At 55.4% G+C, this 16,996-nt stretch carries 15 protein-coding genes and 1 tRNA gene; 7 read left to right on the top strand and 9 right to left on the bottom strand.

The window, feature by feature from the left end:
* Positions 1-102 precede the first annotated feature (102 nt).
* The 3 genes from ligA (at position 103) to MWU61_RS19775 (ending at position 4,581) form a co-directional block, all read left to right on the top strand.
* The gene (gene ligA, locus MWU61_RS12675; RefSeq protein ID WP_247128749.1) at positions 103-2,262 is read left to right on the top strand and encodes an NAD-dependent DNA ligase LigA; all 2,160 of its coding nucleotides are present in this window, start codon (positions 103-105) and stop codon (positions 2,260-2,262) included.
* Entirely contained in the window at positions 2,259-4,349 is a 2,091-nt protein-coding gene (recG, locus tag MWU61_RS12670) for an ATP-dependent DNA helicase RecG (RefSeq protein ID WP_247128748.1), read from the top strand. Before ligA ends, recG begins: the two co-directional genes overlap by 4 nt.
* Before the next feature lie 109 nt (positions 4,350-4,458).
* On the top strand, positions 4,459-4,581 hold the full coding sequence (locus tag MWU61_RS19775) for a hypothetical protein (RefSeq protein WP_281378350.1): 123 nt from the start codon (positions 4,459-4,461) through the stop codon (positions 4,579-4,581).
* A 200-nt stretch (positions 4,582-4,781) separates the two neighbouring features.
* On the opposite strand, the gene MWU61_RS12665 is transcribed toward MWU61_RS19775, so the two are convergent.
* Entirely contained in the window at positions 4,782-5,228 is a 447-nt protein-coding gene (locus tag MWU61_RS12665) for an iron-sulfur cluster assembly scaffold protein (RefSeq protein WP_247128747.1), read from the bottom strand.
* 67 nt (positions 5,229-5,295) lie between these two features.
* Between MWU61_RS12665 and hisI the strand changes: the two genes are divergently transcribed.
* Positions 5,296-5,655, top strand: coding sequence for a phosphoribosyl-AMP cyclohydrolase (hisI, locus tag MWU61_RS12660; protein WP_247128746.1), 360 nt, complete (start codon positions 5,296-5,298; stop codon positions 5,653-5,655).
* A 7-nt stretch (positions 5,656-5,662) separates the two neighbouring features.
* Here the strand turns inward: hisI and gluQRS are convergent, their stop codons facing one another.
* From gluQRS to rocF, 6 genes are all read right to left on the bottom strand, one after another.
* Positions 5,663-6,481, bottom strand: coding sequence for a tRNA glutamyl-Q(34) synthetase GluQRS (gene gluQRS / locus MWU61_RS12655; RefSeq protein WP_247128745.1), 819 nt, complete (start codon positions 6,479-6,481; stop codon positions 5,663-5,665).
* A complete protein-coding gene (gene trmFO, locus MWU61_RS12650) occupies positions 6,478-7,833 on the bottom strand; it encodes a methylenetetrahydrofolate--tRNA-(uracil(54)-C(5))-methyltransferase (FADH(2)-oxidizing) TrmFO (RefSeq protein WP_247128744.1) in 1,356 nt (451 codons plus the stop codon). The genes gluQRS and trmFO overlap by 4 nt, the downstream gene beginning before the upstream one ends.
* Before the next feature lie 87 nt (positions 7,834-7,920).
* Positions 7,921-8,649 carry a hypothetical protein gene (locus MWU61_RS12645; protein WP_247128743.1) on the bottom strand — a complete coding sequence of 243 codons (729 nt, stop codon included), beginning with the start codon at positions 8,647-8,649 and terminating at the stop codon, positions 7,921-7,923.
* Positions 8,650-8,754: 105 nt separating this feature from the next.
* Complete coding sequence (gyrA, locus tag MWU61_RS12640; RefSeq protein ID WP_247128742.1) at positions 8,755-11,505, bottom strand: DNA gyrase subunit A; 2,751 nt, start codon at positions 11,503-11,505, stop codon at positions 8,755-8,757.
* A gap of 94 nt (positions 11,506-11,599) precedes the next feature.
* The gene (locus tag MWU61_RS12635) at positions 11,600-12,643 is read right to left on the bottom strand and encodes an ornithine cyclodeaminase (RefSeq protein ID WP_247128741.1); all 1,044 of its coding nucleotides are present in this window, start codon (positions 12,641-12,643) and stop codon (positions 11,600-11,602) included.
* Positions 12,640-13,569 carry an arginase gene (rocF, locus tag MWU61_RS12630; protein WP_247129005.1) on the bottom strand — a complete coding sequence of 310 codons (930 nt, stop codon included), beginning with the start codon at positions 13,567-13,569 and terminating at the stop codon, positions 12,640-12,642. Before rocF ends, MWU61_RS12635 begins: the two co-directional genes overlap by 4 nt.
* Positions 13,570-13,667: 98 nt before the next feature.
* On the opposite strand from rocF, the gene MWU61_RS12625 reads away from it, so the two are divergent.
* Positions 13,668-14,087 carry an Lrp/AsnC family transcriptional regulator gene (locus tag MWU61_RS12625; RefSeq protein WP_247128740.1) on the top strand — a complete coding sequence of 140 codons (420 nt, stop codon included), beginning with the start codon at positions 13,668-13,670 and terminating at the stop codon, positions 14,085-14,087.
* Positions 14,088-14,093: 6 nt separating this feature from the next.
* On the opposite strand, the gene MWU61_RS12620 is transcribed toward MWU61_RS12625, so the two are convergent.
* On the bottom strand, positions 14,094-14,540 hold the full coding sequence (locus MWU61_RS12620) for a disulfide bond formation protein B (RefSeq protein ID WP_247128739.1): 447 nt from the start codon (positions 14,538-14,540) through the stop codon (positions 14,094-14,096).
* Positions 14,540-15,118, bottom strand: coding sequence for a YqaA family protein (locus tag MWU61_RS12615; protein ID WP_247128738.1), 579 nt, complete (start codon positions 15,116-15,118; stop codon positions 14,540-14,542). The genes MWU61_RS12620 and MWU61_RS12615 overlap by 1 nt, the downstream gene beginning before the upstream one ends.
* A gap of 112 nt (positions 15,119-15,230) precedes the next feature.
* Between MWU61_RS12615 and MWU61_RS12610 the strand changes: the two genes are divergently transcribed.
* The gene (locus tag MWU61_RS12610) at positions 15,231-16,091 is read left to right on the top strand and encodes a neutral zinc metallopeptidase (protein WP_247128737.1); all 861 of its coding nucleotides are present in this window, start codon (positions 15,231-15,233) and stop codon (positions 16,089-16,091) included.
* Between the two features lie 67 nt (positions 16,092-16,158).
* Positions 16,159-16,244, top strand: a tRNA-Leu gene (locus MWU61_RS12605).
* The last annotated feature ends 752 nt before the right edge of the window (positions 16,245-16,996 follow it).

Below are 16,996 nucleotides of genomic sequence, written 5' to 3'. Positions count from 1 at the left end.
AGAATGACAAAAGGGCGACCGATCTGGCTGGACGAGCTAGAACGGTCGCCCTAAAACTTTGCAGAGGGGCCACTGGGTCACCAAACTGCAAGGGACTGACTAATGGCGCCAACCACCGCTCAAACCGACCTGAACGATTTGCTTGAAATCGACGCGGCGGATGTCGGTAAGGATGATGCGGCGTCGCTGCTGTTGCGTCTGGCTGCTGTTCTGGGTGATGCGAATACAGCGTATCATACAAATGATGCGCCAGAGATTGATGACGCGACATATGACCGGCTAAAGCGATTGAACGCCGCGATTGAAGCGGCTTACCCGGACCAGAAATTGGCGAACAGTCCAAGCGATCAAGTTGGGGCCGCTGTCGCCGACAAGTTCGGCAAAATCACGCATGCGGTTCCGATGTTGTCTCTGGGGAATGCGTTTAGCGACGATGATGTCGTCGATTTCGAAAAGAGCGTGCGCAAGTTTCTGAATCTGGACCAAACGACGCCATTGGCGTTTACGGCCGAACCGAAGATTGACGGACTATCGTTGTCGTTACGGTATGAAGACGGTGTGCTGAAACAAGCGGCCACGCGGGGTGACGGCGCAGTTGGTGAAAACGTGTTGGCGAACGCGCTGACGATTACCGATGTGCCGCATCGGATCTCGGGCGCACCTGCGGTGCTTGAAGTGCGCGGCGAGGTTTACATGAGCCATGCTGATTTCGCCGCGTTGAACGCGCGACAGGTGGAAAAGGACGAAAAAACATTTGCGAATCCGCGCAATGCGGCGGCCGGATCTTTGCGGCAGTTGGATTCGAAAATCACGGCAGCGCGTCCGTTGAAGTTTTTCGCCTATGCGTGGGGCGAATTGTCCGAACCGTTGGCAGACACACAATCCGGCGCGATTGCGCGGCTCAAGGCGCTTGGATTTAGCACGAACCCGTTAACGCGGACATGCGATACGGCGGCGGATATGATCGCGCATTATGAACAGATCGGGCATGATCGGGCGGACCTTGGGTATGACATCGACGGGGTTGTCTACAAGGTGGATGATTTGGAATTGCAGCGGCGTTTGGGGTTTCGGTCCACGACGCCGCGTTGGGCGATTGCGCACAAATTCCCAGCTGAACTTGCGTGGACAACGTTGGATGCGATTGACATTCAGGTTGGACGCACTGGGGCTTTGTCACCGGTTGCGCGGCTGACGCCGGTGACGGTTGGCGGTGTCGTAGTGTCGAATGCGACGTTGCATAATGAAGATTATATCGCGGGATTGGGCGGCGATGGCGAAGCGATCCGCGAAGGGGGCGATTTGCGTGTCGGCGATCTGGTTCAGATCTACCGCGCGGGCGATGTTATTCCGAAGATCAAGGATGTGGACCTTACAAAACGTCCCGATGATGCGGTGCCTTATGTATTTCCAGAGGTGTGTCCCGAATGCGGATCGGCTGCGGTGCGTGAAGCGGGGGACGCGGTGCGGCGCTGCACTGGCGGATTGATTTGTCCGGCGCAAGCCGTCGAAAAGTTGAAGCATTTCGTCAGTCGGGGCGCGTTTGATATCGACGGGTTGGGTGCCAAACAGATCGAAATGTTTTATCATGATGACGCGTTACCGATTAAGGAACCTGCGGATATTTTCACACTTCGCGCCCGCAATGATGCGGCTTTGGCAAAGCTGGAGAACCGCGATGGATTTGGCAAGACTAGCGTGAAGAATCTGCTGGATGCCATTGATGATAAACGTGAAATACCGCTTTCGAAATTGCTGTTCTCGTTAGGGATACGACATGTTGGCGATTCTGGTGCGCAGTTGCTCGCCAATCATTACGGCAGCTGGGATGCGCTCGCGCAGGCTGTGGATCGCGCCGTCATCGGTGAGGGAACCGCTTGGGACGATCTTTTGGGGATCGATGGGGTCGGCGCGGTGATGGCGACGTCGTTCTTGGAGGCGTTTCACAACGACGCCGAACGCGCGTCGATTGATCGGTTGATCGCCGAATTACGGGTGCAGGACGCCGTCGTGCGCGACACGTCCGGCAGCCCTGTGGCTGGCAAAACGGTAGTATTTTCGGGCACGCTGGAAAAAATGACGCGGGCCGAAGCAAAAGCGCGCGCAGAGGCGTTGGGTGCGAAAGTATCTGGGTCCGTCAGTGCAAAAACCGACATCTTGATTGCGGGACCGGGTGCGGGATCGAAAGCGACGAAGGCCGCGTCGTTGGGCGTGGAAACACTGGACGAGGACGGCTGGCTGGCGCTGATCGGCGACGCATGAGCGGGCGTCCGGACGTTCTTTTTCCGCTTTTTGCGGGGCTGCAAACGCTTGATGGGATTGGTCCTAAGACGGCTGTGACCTTGCAGGACGTGGGCGTTGAAAAGCCACGCGATATCTTGATGACCCTGCCGGTGTCTGGTGTGGATCGTCAATTGCGTGGCTCAGTCCGTGATGTCGTGGCACCTGCGGTGGCGACCGTTACGGTGACGGTCGGCGCGCATTATCCGCCAAAAACGCGGGGACGTCCGTACCGCATTCATGTGACAGATGAGCAGACCGAATTCCAGCTCGTGTTTTTCCATGCGCGCGGCGATTATTTGCAGCGACTTTTGCCGACGGGGCAAAAGCGGATCGTGTCGGGTAAGGTCGAGATTTTCGATAGTGTCGCCCAGATGGTCCATCCTGACCATGTGGTCACACCAGACGAAGCCGCGACATTTCCGGCGTTTGAACCAGTTTATCCGCTGCATGCGGGGATTACGCAGAAATTGATGTGGAAAGCCACGCGGTCTGCGCTGGAAAAATTGCCGGACGTGGTTGAATGGATTGATCCTGCTTTGAAAGATCGTGAGGGGTGGCCGGATTGGGCTGATGCTTTGTCGCAGGCCCATGCGCCAACCACCATGCAGGACCTTTCGCCTGAACATCCGGCCCGTGCGCGGTTGGCATATGACGAATTGTTCGCGCATCAGATTACACTGGCTTTGGCACGTGCCGTGGCGCGGCGTGGCAAGGGGATCGGGTCCAAAGGCACCGGGGCTTTGCAGCGTAAGGTGTTGGATGCGTTGCCTTATCAGCCGACGGGAGCACAGACCCGTGCCGTTGCAGAGATCGCGGCAGATATCGCGAAACCGTTGAAAATGAACCGGCTTTTGCAAGGGGATGTGGGATCGGGCAAGACGCTTGTGGCGTTGATGGCGTTGCTATGCGTGGTTGAAGCTGGCGGGCAGGGCGTGATGATGGCCCCGACCGAGATTTTGGCGCGGCAGCATCTGGAAGGGTTGCAGCCTTTGGCGGCAGACGCGGGTATCCGGTTAGAGCTTTTGACTGGCCGCGACAAAGGTGTGGCGCGTCGCGAGAAACTGCAGGCTTTGGCCGACGGTGACATTCAAATCTTGGTGGGTACACATGCGGTGTTCCAGAAAGACGTGCATTTTCATGATCTTCGGCTCGCGATTATCGATGAACAACACCGGTTTGGTGTGGCACAGCGAATGGAATTAGGCGCCAAGGGGCAGGCGGTTGATGTGCTGGTCATGACGGCGACGCCGATCCCGCGGAGCCTCGCCCTAGCGCAATACGGCGACATGGATGTGTCGGTGTTGGATGAAAAACCGCCAGGGCGGACGCCAGTCCAAACGGCGTTGATTTCGACAGGACGTATGGACGAAGTCGTTGAAAAACTGCGCAAAGCGGTTGCCGATGGAAAGCAAGCCTATTGGGTCTGCCCATTAGTCGAGGAATCCGAGGTCGTGGATATGACCGCCGCCGAGGAACGGTTCAAACGGTTGCGCGCGGGGTTGGGCGAAGGCGTTGTGGGGCTGGTCCACGGTCAAATGCCGCCTGCAGACAAAGATGCTGCGATGGCGAAGTTCGTGGCGGGCGAAACGAAGGTTTTGGTCGCGACAACGGTGATCGAGGTCGGCGTGAACGTCCCGAATGCGTCGATCATGATGATCGAACGCGCGGAAAGCTTTGGTCTAGCGCAGTTGCACCAGCTACGGGGCAGGGTCGGTCGCGGGGCGGCAGCATCGACGTGCCTGTTGTTGTTCCAAGAACCGATGTCCGAAACAGGCCGCCGGCGACTGGAAATTCTACGCGAAACCGAAGACGGGTTCCGGATATCGGAAGAAGATTTGGCGATGCGCGGTGCTGGCGACGTGATCGGGACGGCCCAGTCAGGTCTACCGCGTTTCCGGATCGCGGATTTGGAACGGCAATCTGATTTGATGGCTGTGGCGCAGACGGATGCCAGAAAGCTGCTGACGGATGATCCATCTTTGGAAACAGGTAGGGGCAAGGCGGCGCGCGTGTTACTTTGGTTAATGGAACAGGACAAAGCGATCCGTTTGATTTCAGTAGGTTAGCCTGTTTGTTCTAAAAAGTTCACAAATGTTCTCATAAAGTTCTTTACAGAACGTTTCCGATATGGGAACAAAGTGGCAACAGAACAAACGAGCAACAAGGAGCGCCGACATGGCCAAAGATATCAAATCCGCACTGATCCGCAGCAGCGATACGATCATCTCTGACGCGCTTGGTGTTGCTGCTTTGTGTGTGATGCTTTTTGTTGGTCTATCGCTGCCCGCGATGGTCTGACCTGCCTGGAACGCATGTTCGGTTCACGTAATTTGCCTGTCCCACCTCGCAATTGCTGACCTGCCCGTCCCGTCCTGATTTGGGGATTTGCCTCTCCCTTAGGATTTAGAGCCGGACATGCGATCCAACTTCCTGCCGCCGCCATCCTTGCCCGGATGTGCGGCGGTTTTTTTATGGGGCACGGTTATGGGACAGGGTGTTTAGGCGGTGGTTTTGGCCGCGTGGATCGCGTCAAGTGTCGCGTCAAATGCAAGCAGGATCGACGCATGCCGATTTTTGTAGTCTTTCGCAGGTTCCAAAACATCAAGTCCATCGAACGGTGCGTCTGGCACGGCCCCATTTTCCTTGAGCATCGCAAGAAGCTGATCACGCCCATGTTGGATTTGTTCAGGTGTCAGCCCAACGATCGCTGATCCGATCACAGATGCGGCTGCTTGGCCCAAGGCGCAGGCCTTAACGTCTTGGGCGTAGTCACTGATCTTGCCGTCCGTCAAAGTCACATCAACAGTTACCGTTGATCCGCACAGAGGGGACCGTTTTTTGGCTGTTCCGTCCGGTTGTTGCAGGCGTGTCGTCCGTGGCATGTCGGCTGCCAGCGCGAGAATACGGCCCGAATAGAGTTTGATCATGTCGTTTTCGGCTGTCACGGCGTTTGCCCTTTCGCGTTGTCCCCCATAGATAGGCCGCAGGATGGATTTTGCAAAGGCCAAGACGATGACATTTGATCCAACAACACTGACGTACAATGACGCAGGCCTGATCCCTGTGATCGCGCAAGACGCTGAAACGCTTGAAGTCTTGATGATGGCGTGGATGAACGCGGAAGCGGTGGCCAAGACGCTTGAGACCGGAAAAGTGACCTATTGGTCGCGGTCGCGGCAGGCGTTCTGGATCAAAGGTGAAACATCCGGTCATACGCAGGCGTTAGTGGCGATGCGCGTTGATTGTGATCGTGATTGTCTGCTTGTGACGGTCCGCCAGATCGGGGCCGCGTGCCACACGATGCGCCGGACGTGTTTCTACACGGGTGTCGAGACTGGCGAAGAAGTCGAGCTGATGGTTCCTGAGTTTTAAAGCGCGGCTATGCCGGTAGCCCAACCATGCGGCGAATGTCGTCTGGTGTGGCACCTTCGGCGCGGTAGCTCGCAATAGATTTCGATTTGTCGATTTTGGCGAGACGTTTGCCTGTGGCATCGGTGATCAGGCCGTGGTGCCGGTAGGTCGGCGTCGGCCAGCCCATGAGTTGTTGCAGGATGACGTGAATCGGCGTGAGCGGTGCAACGTCTTCGCCACGGATCACATGCGTGACGTTTTGCAGGGCGTCGTCGTGCGTGCAGGTTAGGTGATAAGCGGGGTCGCCGGTGTCCTTGCGTCGGAGGATCGGTGCGCCGATGCTTTCTGGCATTTTTGACGTAAGTATAGTGACTTCATCGTCGTTATTCATGTAACGCAGTTGGGCGGGCAGGTGGTTGAGGGCCGCCTTTAGGTTCAGCCGAATTGCGTCGGTTGGCGCGGCTGATGCCATCGTGCGAGCGACGCAGGTGTACGGATAGATTGGTCCGTCTGGACCCGGCTTTGCGCCCGTGTCGAAGATGCGTTTCCGCCCGCAATCGCATGGGAATACGAGATTTTTTGCCGCTAGCGAGTCAATCGCATCCGCGTAATCGGACAGATGTTCAGATTGCATGCGTGGCGGTGCGTCCCACGTGCAGCCAAGCCATGCCAAATCGTCTAGTATCTGTGCGATGTGTTCTGGACGGCTGCGCGTGCTATCGAAATCTTCGATGCGCAGCAGGAACGTCCCGTTTTGCGCCCGTGCTGTGTCATGCGCCAAAAGCGCCGAATAGGCATGCCCGATGTGCAGCGGCCCAGTCGGCGATGGTGCAAAGCGCGTAATCACGCAGCGGTTTCAGCCTGTTGGCCGAGCCATGTTTGCCAATCGATCTTCGCGCGATCTGTATAGCCTTTGTAGCGTTCTTTACGCCCGCGACGCCCTGATTTCATGCCTTCCAGTGGTGGGAACAAGCCGAAATTGACGTTCATTGGTTGGAACATTTTTGCGTCCGCACCGCCGGTGATGTGGGTGACAAGAGCACCCATCGCGGTCGTGTTTGGCACTGGCGCGAGCGTTTGCCCCGTCAGTTCCGCCACCGCCATGCGTCCGGCGAGCAGACCCATTGCAGCGCTTTCGACGTAGCCTTCAACCCCTGTGATTTGACCCGCAAACCGCAGATTTGGTTTCGAGCGAAGACGCATTTCGTGATCAAGAAGCGTGGGTGAATTGATGAATGTGTTCCGGTGGATGCCACCAAGTCGCGCAAATTCCGCATCTTCCATGCCTGGAATCATTTTAAGAACAGTCTTTTGCGCGCCGTACTTCATCTTGGTCTGAAAGCCGACGATGTTGTAGAGTGTGCCAAGCGCGTTGTCGCGGCGCAGCTGCACGACGGCGTATGGCTTGTTTTCAGGATCATGCGCGTTGGTCAGACCAACAGGCTTCATCGGGCCAAAGCGCAGCGTTTCGCGACCACGTTCGGCCATGACTTCGATCGGCAGACAACCATCGAAATATCCTGCGGTTTCGCCTTCTTTGAACTCGGTCTTTTCAGCGGCCAGTAGCGCGTCGATGAACCCTTCGTATTGGTCTTTGGTCATCGGGCAGTTCAGGTAAGCGGTTTGCTCTTCCAGCGTTTCGCCTTTGTCATAGCGCGACTGCATCCATGCGACGTCCATGTTGATGGAGTCGTGGTAAATGATGGGCGCGATGGCGTCAAAGAATGCGAGCGCCTCGGCGCTGGTCTCTGACTGGATCGCTTCGGCAAGGTTGCCTGACGTCAGTGGGCCAGTCGCGATGATCCACAACCCATCGTCGGGCAGCGATGTGATTTCGTCGTATGAAATCGAGATGTTAGGATGCGCTTTTAATGCTGCAGTGACGCTTTCAGCAAAGGGATCGCGATCAACGGCCAATGCACCGCCGGCAGGAATGCGGTGTTTGTTCGCCATATCCATGATCAAGCCGCCAGCCGCGCGCATTTCCCAATGCAGAAGGCCTACAGCATTTTGTTCGTGATCATCTGACCGGAATGAATTCGAACATACCATCTCGCCCAGATTACCAGTGCGATGGGCAAAGGTTTCGACCTTAGGCCGCATTTCGTGGATCACCACGTTGATGCCAGCGTTTGCAGCCTGCCATGCGGCTTCGGAGCCGGCCATGCCGCCGCCAATGATATTGAGTGTGTGTGTCATGGTCCGCGATGTATAGTGATCTACTCGAATTGCAAAGAGGCGCCGTTCATCTGAACGACGCCTCTTGTATAGTAGCGTCAGATCGGATCAGAACTGTTCGAAATAGCTCCGACCGTTAAAGGTGGTGCCGCGGTTCGCGCCAAAACTGATGGTTGCGCCAATTTCGACGTAGCTGCTTGTGACTTCACCGTCATCATCTTCAGCGGCTCTACGACCAATTTTACCGTATATTTCTGGACCACCAGAAATTTCATATTGGACGCCAACGGCCAGATTGCTTAGATCAGCGGAATCCGCATTGATGAAATCACCAGATGCGATTGCCGAGAAAGCTGGTGCGAATGTATATGCGCCGGATGCGCCGAACATCGTGAAATCTTCTTCTGCGCCTTCAGTGGTTGAAAAGCCGATATAACCTTCGGCTTCGCCTTCACCGAATTCGGCACCTGCTTCAAGACCTGCGAAGCTAAGGCTTTGGGCAACAGTGCCAACCTCGGTGTCAGAGGCGAGAACATCAGCGCCAGCAAACGCCCCGAAGGACGCGGTTTCATTCAGGTGGTAGATAAGGTGCCATGTGGAGCTGACGATCGTCGCATCGACGTCTTCGATGCTGTAGCCGGACAGATCAAGCGCGATGGCAAAGTTGCGGTTGATCGCATATTCCAAGCCGCCGAAATATTCGGTTGCTGAGAGGTCGTCGCTTTCGGAAGGATGTGCGTAGTTAAAGCCAAGGTTACCGCTGAAGTTTTGTGCGGATGCGCCTGGCGCGCAGGCAGCAAGTGCGATGCTGCTGGCCAAAAGTGTTTTGTAAATCATTTTGTCACCTCAAGTTGGTAGAACGTCGAAATGCGTTCCTTGAGGTTGTGGATAAGGTACCCCTCGCGCTCCGGCAATCGTGCCGGTCACGCGAGGGAAAACCTGTTACGCGTCTGCATCACCTTCGGTGGTATCGTCGGCGTCTTCTTGCTCGGCGATCCATGCCACGCTGACGACTTCTTCGCCTTTGGCCGTATCGAAGACCTTTACGCCGCCTGCAGATCGTGACCGGAAGCTGATGCCTTCGACGGGGACGCGGATGGATTGGCCCGCCGATGTGACGAGCATGATTTGATCGCCCGTATCAACCGGGAAGCTGGATACGATTTCACCGCCGCGCATCGCCTTGTCCATCGCAGTGACGCCCATGCCGCCACGGCCGCGCACCGGATAATCGTGTGATGACGATAGTTTGCCAGACCCTTTTGATGTGATCGTGAGGATCAGGTTTTCAGATGCGGACATTTCCGCATAGCGTTCCTGACTGATCGCACCAGCTGGTGCTTCTTCGTCTTCGACCTCTGCATCGTCGGCCAGACCTGCCATTGCGCGGCGCATTTTGAGGTAAGCGGCACGTTCGTCTGCCTCTGCGTCGAAGTGGCGGATGATCGACATTGATACGATTTTGTCGTCGCCTTGCAGCTTGATGCCGCGTACACCGACGGAGTTACGTGAGTTGAACACCCGCACATCGGTAGCTGGGAAGCGGATCGCGCGGCCCGAATTTGTGACCAGCATTACGTCGTCATCGTTGGATGCGATGCGGGCATTGATCAGTGTCGTGTTTTCGTGTTCGCCTTCGAACTTCATCGCGATTTTGCCGTTTCGCATCACATTTGTGAAGTCTGACAACGCGTTACGGCGCACAGTTCCTGCGGATGTCGCGAAGACAACCTGCAGATCGGCCCATTCTTCTTCGGGGCGATCGACTGGCATGATGGCGGCAATCGACACGCCAGCCGGGATCGGCAGGATGTTGACGATTGCTTTGCCTTTAGCGGTCCGGGACCCAAGTGGCAGACGCCAAGTCTTGAGCTTGTAGACCATGCCGTCCGTTGTGAAGAACAGCAGTTGCGTGTGGGTATTGGCGACGAAAAGCGTGGTGACGACGTCTTCTTCTTTAGTCTGCATCGACGACAGACCTTTGCCGCCACGCCGTTGCGCACGGAAATCGGCGAGGGCGGTCCGTTTGATGTAACCACCAGAGGTCACGGTCACGACCATGTCCTCTTTTTCGATGAGATCTTCGTCTTCCATGTCGCCAGACCAGTCGACGATCTCTGTCCGACGCGGCACGGCGTAGTTGTCACGAATTTCGATCATTTCATCGCGGATGATTTGCATGATCCGTTCGCGAGACCCCAGAATTTCGAGGTATTCTTTGATCTTTTTGGCGAGTTCTTCGAGTTCGTCCGTCACTTCTTTCACGCCGATCTGGGTCAGGCGTTGCAGACGGAGTTCAAGGATCGCGCGGGCCTGTGTTTCGGACAGGTTGTAAGTGCCGTCGTCGTTCGCCGTGTGGGTCGGATCGTCGATCAGCGCGATGTATTCGAGGATCGATTCTGCTGGCCAGCGACGTGTCATCAGTTTTTCGCGGGCTTCAGAGGCGTCAGCGGACGACCGGATTGTGGCGACGATTTCGTCGATGTTGGTGACCGCAACCGCCAAGCCGCACAAGATATGCGACCGTTCGCGGGCTTTGCGCAGCAGATAGGCGGTGCGGCGGGCTACAACGTCTTCGCGGAAGTCGATGAAGTTGGTTAGGAAGCTGCGCAGCGTGAGTTGTTCTGGCTTTCCGCCGTTCAACGCCAGCATGTTACAGCCGAAATAGGTCTGCATCGGTGTGAAGCGGAACAATTGGTTCAAAACGACCTCTGCCGTTGCGTCCCGTTTCAGTTCAACAACGACCCGTACACCGTTGCGATCGCTTTCATCTTGGACGTGGGCGATGCCTTCAATTTTCTTGTCACGCGCCGCTTCCGCAATCTTGTCGATCATCGCGGATTTGTTCACCTGATAGGGGATTTCGTCGATGATAATCGCCCAGCGGTCCTTGCGGATTTCTTCGATGTGGGTTTTCGCGCGGACGATGACGGACCCACGACCCTCGAGGTAGGCTTTGCGCGCGCCAGAACGGCCCAGCATAACGCCGCCTGTCGGAAAATCGGGGCCTGGCACGTATTCGATCAGGTCTTCGATAGACAAATCGGGGCTGTCGATAAGTGCAAGCGTCGCGTTGATGACTTCGCCAAGGTTATGCGGCGGAATGTTCGTTGCCATACCCACAGCAATACCGCCAGCGCCGTTGACCAGCATGTTTGGGTATTTTGCGGGCAGGACGGTCGGTTCTTTGTCCTTGCCGTCGTAGTTGTCTTGGAAATCGACCGTGTCTTTGTCGATGTCATCAAGCAACGCGAGCGCCACCTTCTTCATCCGGACTTCGGTATAACGGTAGGCCGCGGCGCGGTCGCCGTCCATGGAGCCAAAGTTGCCCTGACCATCAAGCAGGACCAATGACATCGAGAAATCCTGCGCCATCCGCACAAGTGCGTCATAGATCGCGCTGTCACCGTGCGGGTGGTATTTACCCATTGTTTCGGCAACCGGACGTGATGATTTTCGGTAAGGTTTGTCGTGCGTGTTATTGGTTTCGTTCATCGCGTATAAAATACGACGGTGTACCGGTTTTAGACCGTCCCGCAGGTCCGGAATCGCACGGCTAACGATGACCGACATCGCATAATCGAGATAGCTGGTTTTCAGTTCGTGTTCGATTGTGACGGCTGGGCCATCATATACAGGCTTTTCAGGCCGATTTTCGTCTGCGTTTTCAGGGGTTTCCGGGGTATCGCTCACGTGGTCCGCCTAAGATTCTGGATCTACTATAATTTGTTGATCAGAATGTAACAGATACCAGATCGCGTGTGCAATGCCCCGTACGCCTTGATGCCTATTTCGCCCGCATGACCATGCCGAAAAGGTCCCGTGGATCGTCCGGATCGGCGATCATATCGAGGTTTTTGAAGAACTCCGTCCCATTGATTTTATCGTGGACGTAGCGCAGGGCAGAAAAGTCTTCGATCGCAAAACCCACGCCGTCGAACAGCGTAATTTCGGCGGCATCTTTACGACCAGTGGCGGTGCCGTTGATGACTTCCCACAATTCCGTATACGGGTGATCCAGCGGCATTTGCTGCAGTTCGCCTTCGATCCGCGTCTGTTCGGGGTATTCGACGAACATGGACGCGCGGGCCACGATATCGCTGTGCAATTCGGTCTTGCCCGGACAGTCGCCGCCGATGGCGTTAATGTGCACGCCGTTGCCGACCATGTTGTCGGTCAGGATGGTCTGCATTTCCTTGTCGGCGGTCGCGGTGGTGATGACGTCCGCGCCTTCGATGACTTCTTCGGGCGATTTGCACTGGATCACGGTGATCCCGCGCCCCGCAAGGTTAGCCGCGCATTTGGCCGTCGCTGCCGGATCGATATCGTAAAGACGCACCGTGTCGATGCCGCAGACCGCCTTCAACGCGATGGTTTGGAATTCGGATTGTGCGCCGTTGCCGATCATGGCCAAGGTTTTGGAATTCGGACGCGCAAGGTGTTTCGTTGCCATTGCCGACGTAGCCGCGGTACGCAGTGCGGTTAGAACGGTCATTTCCGAAAACAGAACGGGGTAGCCTGTGTTCACATTGGCCAAAAGACCAAACCCCGTGACGGTTTGCAGGCCTTCTTTCATGTTCTTTGGGTGGCCGTTCACGTATTTGAACCCATAGAGTTCACCGTCGGATGTCGGCATCAATTCGATCACGCCAACATCGGAGTGTGACGGTACGCGTGGTGCTTTGTCGAAGATCGGCCACCGCTTGAAGTCGGTTTCGACTTCAGTGGCGAGTTCTTTCAGGAATGTTTCGAGACCCACATGGTGGACCAGTTTCATCATGTTTTCGACTGAAACAAACGGGACGAGGGCAAGGTGGGAAGGTTGGTTCATTTCCGGCTCCGTGTCAGGCGATCAAAGACGCGGCGGCCCATCAGGCTGGCCACAAGATCAACCATCAGGTTGGCGGTCATACCGCGGTCATCAAGGAATGGGTTCAGTTCAACAAGATCAAGAGAACCGACTAAGCCACTGTCGCACAACATTTCCATGATCAGATGCGCTTCGCGGGTGGTTGCGCCTCCAGGAACGGTTGTGCCGACGCCGGGGGCTATGCTTGGGTCAAGGAAATCGACGTCCAGCGACACATGGAGTGCGCCGTTGACGGACGCCACGCGTTCAAGGAATGCTGACAACGGTGCGCTGATCCCTTGTTCGTCGATGGACCGCATATCGTGCAGGATGGCATCCGTGCCAGCAAGTGCGGCACGTTCGGCCGGATCGACCGACCGCAGGCCAATCATGCAGATGTTTTCAAGCGGGACAGGTGATTTCAGGGGCGGAAAGGCATCGAAACCTTCGCGGCCCGTGAAATAGCCAACAGGTGTGCCGTGCAGGTTGCCGCTGTCCGTTGTGTCAGGCGTGTGAAAATCGGTGTGCGCATCGAGCCAGAGAACAAAGAACGGGCGGTCCTGTTTGGCGTAATGCGCGGCCATACCGGACACCGTGCCGGCGGCCAGCGCGTGATCGCCGCCCAAGAAAATCGGCATGCCTGATTGTGCTGCATTTTCAGCAGCTTCTGACAGGGTTTTCGTCCAGCCAACTGTGCGTTTCAGATCGTGCACAAGCGGATTCTTCGGCTCGGGCACGTCAACACCAGCAGGCGTGAGGTTCCCAAGATCCGCAACACTGTGGCCAAGGTCAGTCAGCGCTTCGGTGATTCCCGCGGTGCGATAGGCATCTGGACCCATCAGGCACCCTTGGCGACGTTTACCACAATCGACGGGCGCACCGATGAGGATGCAGTTCTGTTCTGTCATGTTCTGTTTCATGATCACATGGTCTGACGCCTTTCGTGCTTTTTGAAGTGCGTATTTTGTGCTATTTGGGCGGTCATTGATCGAAATGGGTAGTTGAAATGGACGATACGGATAGACGCCTGATCGCGCATTTACGGCAAAACGGGCGTGCAGGCATTTCTGACCTTGCTGCAAGCCTTGGGGTGACGCGCACGACAGCACGTAACCGGTTGGAGCGGTTGCAGACCGATGGCGAGATCATTGGCTTTACGGTACTTACGCGCAGCGATGCGGCGACACATCCCGTGCGCGGGTTGATGATGCTTGAGATTGCGGGGCGTAGCGCGGAAAAGGTGTCGCGCCTGTTGTCCAAGATTCCTGAAGTTCAGGCCGTGCATTCGACGAACGGGATTTGGGATCTGATCGCTGAGATCGGCACCGATACGCTTGAACAATTTGATCGCGTGCTGACGGATATTCGCCGCAATGACGGGATTACGAAATCAGAGACGAATTTGTTGTTAAGCAGCCGTCGCTAGATCACATTAACGACGGGCTGCAACAATCCATAACCAAACCGCAATCAACGAAAAGACTGCATTCCAAGATGCCATGGACAGACCCAGCATTTCCCAGCTGACTTGGTCGCACATCACCAGCACTGGTCCCTCGATTGACAGCAGGTCCGCACCTGATGACGCATCTAACCCGCCGCCTGTGCAGGAAGATGGGCCGGGCCAGTATTTGCGTTCAACGCCGGAATGAAAAACGCCAATGGCTGCCGTTGTCAGCGCCGCGAGTGCGCCGAGATAGCCCAGAATACGTGCGGGAATGATCAGGGCGAGCATACCGATGGCGATGGCAGCCATATGCGGCCAACGTTGCCAGTAGCACATCGTACACGGCGGATAGCCGAAGTATTCGAACACATAAGCACCGCCCAGAAGGGCGACAGACACACCTGCGGCGATGATGACGTGCAAACGGTTCATTATAGTAGTCCTACCAGTGCAAAGCCGCCAAGCAGCAGCACACAGAAAACGATAAACATCAGGCCCAGACGTTTTTCGATGAAATCGCGGATGGGTTCACCAAATTTCCATAGCAATGCGGCAACAATAAAGAAGCGCAAGGCGCGCGCGACGATGGCCGAGATGATAAACACTGGCAACGAAAGTGCCGTCACGCCGGACATGATCGTGATGACCTTGAACGGGAAGGGCGTCACACCTGCGATCAGGACGGCCCACGCGCCGTACGCGTTGAACTTTTCGCTGAACTCAGCGACCGCGTCTGCTTTGCCATAGAAATCAAAGATCGGCTGGCCGATGGTTTCAAACAACGCGTAACCGATGAAATATCCGAATAGACCGCCAAGAACCGATGCAACCGTGGCCACACCAGCGATCAGAAACGCACGGCGCGGTGCTGCGATGATCATTGGGATCATGATGACATCCGGTGGGATCGGGAAGAAAGACGATTCGACAAACGCCACGACAGCCAGCGCCCACAAGGCGTAAGGCGATTGGGCCAACGACAAGGTCCAAGCATAAAGGCGTTGTAGCATTGATCGTCTCCGATTTGTTGCGCTGCTTAGGCCACGGGTTTGAGACGGGGTCAAGCTTGTGTCACAGCGCAAAGTGCCGCAACATAGTCGTGTTTGAGAGGTGAGGGTTCTTATGAAGTGGCAAGGTCGGCGTGGAAGCAACAATATCGAAGATCGGCGCAGGCGGCCGTCGCGGCGTAAAGCGGGGGCAGGTGGCCTAGGTGGTCTCGGCCTGATCGCTGTTGTTGTGATCGGTTATTTTCTAGGTGTCGATGTGACTCCGTTATTGAATGGAGGTGCGACTGACGGCATCGCAACCGAACGTAGTGTTGAAATTACACCTGCTGATGAACGCGTAGCACAATTTGTATCCGTGACATTGGCGGACACAGAAGACGTATGGACGGATATCTTTGCGCGCCAAGTTGGCGAACCTTACGAGGCCCCGACGTTGGTACTGTTCAAAGGACAAACGCAATCCGCATGTGGTGGCGCGTCTGCGGCGACAGGGCCATTCTATTGCCCACCCGAAGAAAAAGCGTTTTTGGACACAGACTTCTTCGTCACCATGGAACAGCGATTAGGTGCGGGGGGCGACTTTGCCGCCGCTTATGTTGTAGCTCATGAAATTGCCCATCACGTTCAGAACGAATTGGGGATCTTGCCGCAGGTGAACAGGATTCGCGCGCAGTCGGACGCGGAAACGTCAAATGCCTTGTCAGTACGGGTTGAGCTGCAAGCAGATTGTTTTTCCGGAATCTGGGCGCGGACCGTGCAGGAAAAGTTCGGGACCTTGGAACGTGGTGATATCGCTGAGGCGATGAATGCAGCAGCACAGATCGGTGATGATACGCTTGCACGCAATGCCGGGCGCGCTGTGCGGCCACACACGTTCACCCATGGCACAAGCGCGCAACGGCAAAGATGGTTCCAGCGCGGATTTGAAAGCGGTGATCTGACAATTTGCGATACTTTTTCCGTCGATCAACTTTAATCGCATTTCAGGGCGTTAGGGTGATTGACGATCCCGTTCAGACCTCTTAGGAGAGCGGCATTGGTACGCCGGTGTGGCGGAATGGTAGACGCAGGGGATTCAAAATCCCCCGTTGGTGACAACGTGCCGGTTCGAGTCCGGCCACCGGTACCAATTTTCTGGAAATCGTAGGCTTTAACAACGCTTGCCCGAATGGGGCAGGAATTGGGCCGTGCGATTCTATTTTCGTTTCTAATTTCATGACAGTTCGGGCTTTTCCTTAGTATTGCCTGCTGTGCTGGAAACAATTTTCAGTGATGGGCCATTTTTCCGCCGTAATCCATTGACGTGGGGTTAATGGGCTTTGATTGGTTCTGAAATTGAAAAAATCTTTACGAAATTCGGTTTCATTCTGAAAGAATTCAAATGTAATCCGTTTGTTAACAATCTGTTAACACTTTTGGTTGGAATTATTGTTTTAGATTTGGAAACAATTACTTGTCGTCCAAATGACATAACGCAGGGGAACGACCCTGAAGATAAATCACGTTAAGGTTGTTTGTGGTCTTTTTGCGCCATTTTTTCCCTTTTTGTCGCCACTTTGCTTGTTATACGACGGGGTGACTCTGGGTGGGGTCCGGGTTTTTGGGGAATCCGACATGTGTTCCGTCGTGGCGGGGCAAGGTGTGAATAATAAATGTCTGCGATGTTGCCAGCTGGTCAGGATTGCAAAAGAATCTAATACGAGTGGGTCTTCCCATTTGGTTTGCGTGGCCTTTCTAAGGCCTTAGGAGAATGAGTTATGACGAAGACGATTGATTTTAATGATCTATCTGGTGGTACGATTGTTGATAATGAATACCAGTCTGCGGGTGTGACTATTCAGGCTTGGACGGCTGGTGGTGTTGGTAATCGTGCGATGATTT

Origin of the sequence: Loktanella sp. F6476L (assembly GCF_023015725.1) — a bacterium.
Lineage (GTDB): Bacteria > Pseudomonadota > Alphaproteobacteria > Rhodobacterales > Rhodobacteraceae > Yoonia.
The sequence above is the reverse complement of the archived record's forward strand: the minus strand, read 5'-3'. Positions and strand labels throughout refer to the sequence as shown.

Bases quoted from the DNA above. Each gene is read 5' to 3' on its own strand.
- MWU61_RS12615 (WP_247128738.1), bottom strand. From the start codon at position 15,118: ATGCTACAACGCCTTTATGCTTGGACCTTGTCGTTGGCCCAATCGCCT.
- MWU61_RS12645 (WP_247128743.1), bottom strand. From the start codon at position 8,649: ATGATTTACAAAACACTTTTGGCCAGCAGCATCGCACTTGCTGCCTGC.
- rocF (WP_247129005.1), bottom strand. From the start codon at position 13,569: ATGACAGAACAGAACTGCATCCTCATCGGTGCGCCCGTCGATTGTGGT.
- MWU61_RS19775 (WP_281378350.1), top strand. From the start codon at position 4,459: ATGGCCAAAGATATCAAATCCGCACTGATCCGCAGCAGCGATACGATC.
- MWU61_RS12610 (WP_247128737.1), top strand. From the start codon at position 15,231: ATGAAGTGGCAAGGTCGGCGTGGAAGCAACAATATCGAAGATCGGCGC.
- MWU61_RS12635 (WP_247128741.1), bottom strand. From the start codon at position 12,643: ATGAACCAACCTTCCCACCTTGCCCTCGTCCCGTTTGTTTCAGTCGAA.
- hisI (WP_247128746.1), top strand. From the start codon at position 5,296: ATGACATTTGATCCAACAACACTGACGTACAATGACGCAGGCCTGATC.
- recG (WP_247128748.1), top strand. From the start codon at position 2,259: ATGAGCGGGCGTCCGGACGTTCTTTTTCCGCTTTTTGCGGGGCTGCAA.
- trmFO (WP_247128744.1), bottom strand. From the start codon at position 7,833: ATGACACACACACTCAATATCATTGGCGGCGGCATGGCCGGCTCCGAA.
- MWU61_RS12625 (WP_247128740.1), top strand. From the start codon at position 13,668: ATGGACGATACGGATAGACGCCTGATCGCGCATTTACGGCAAAACGGG.
- ligA (WP_247128749.1), top strand. From the start codon at position 103: ATGGCGCCAACCACCGCTCAAACCGACCTGAACGATTTGCTTGAAATC.
- MWU61_RS12620 (WP_247128739.1), bottom strand. From the start codon at position 14,540: ATGAACCGTTTGCACGTCATCATCGCCGCAGGTGTGTCTGTCGCCCTT.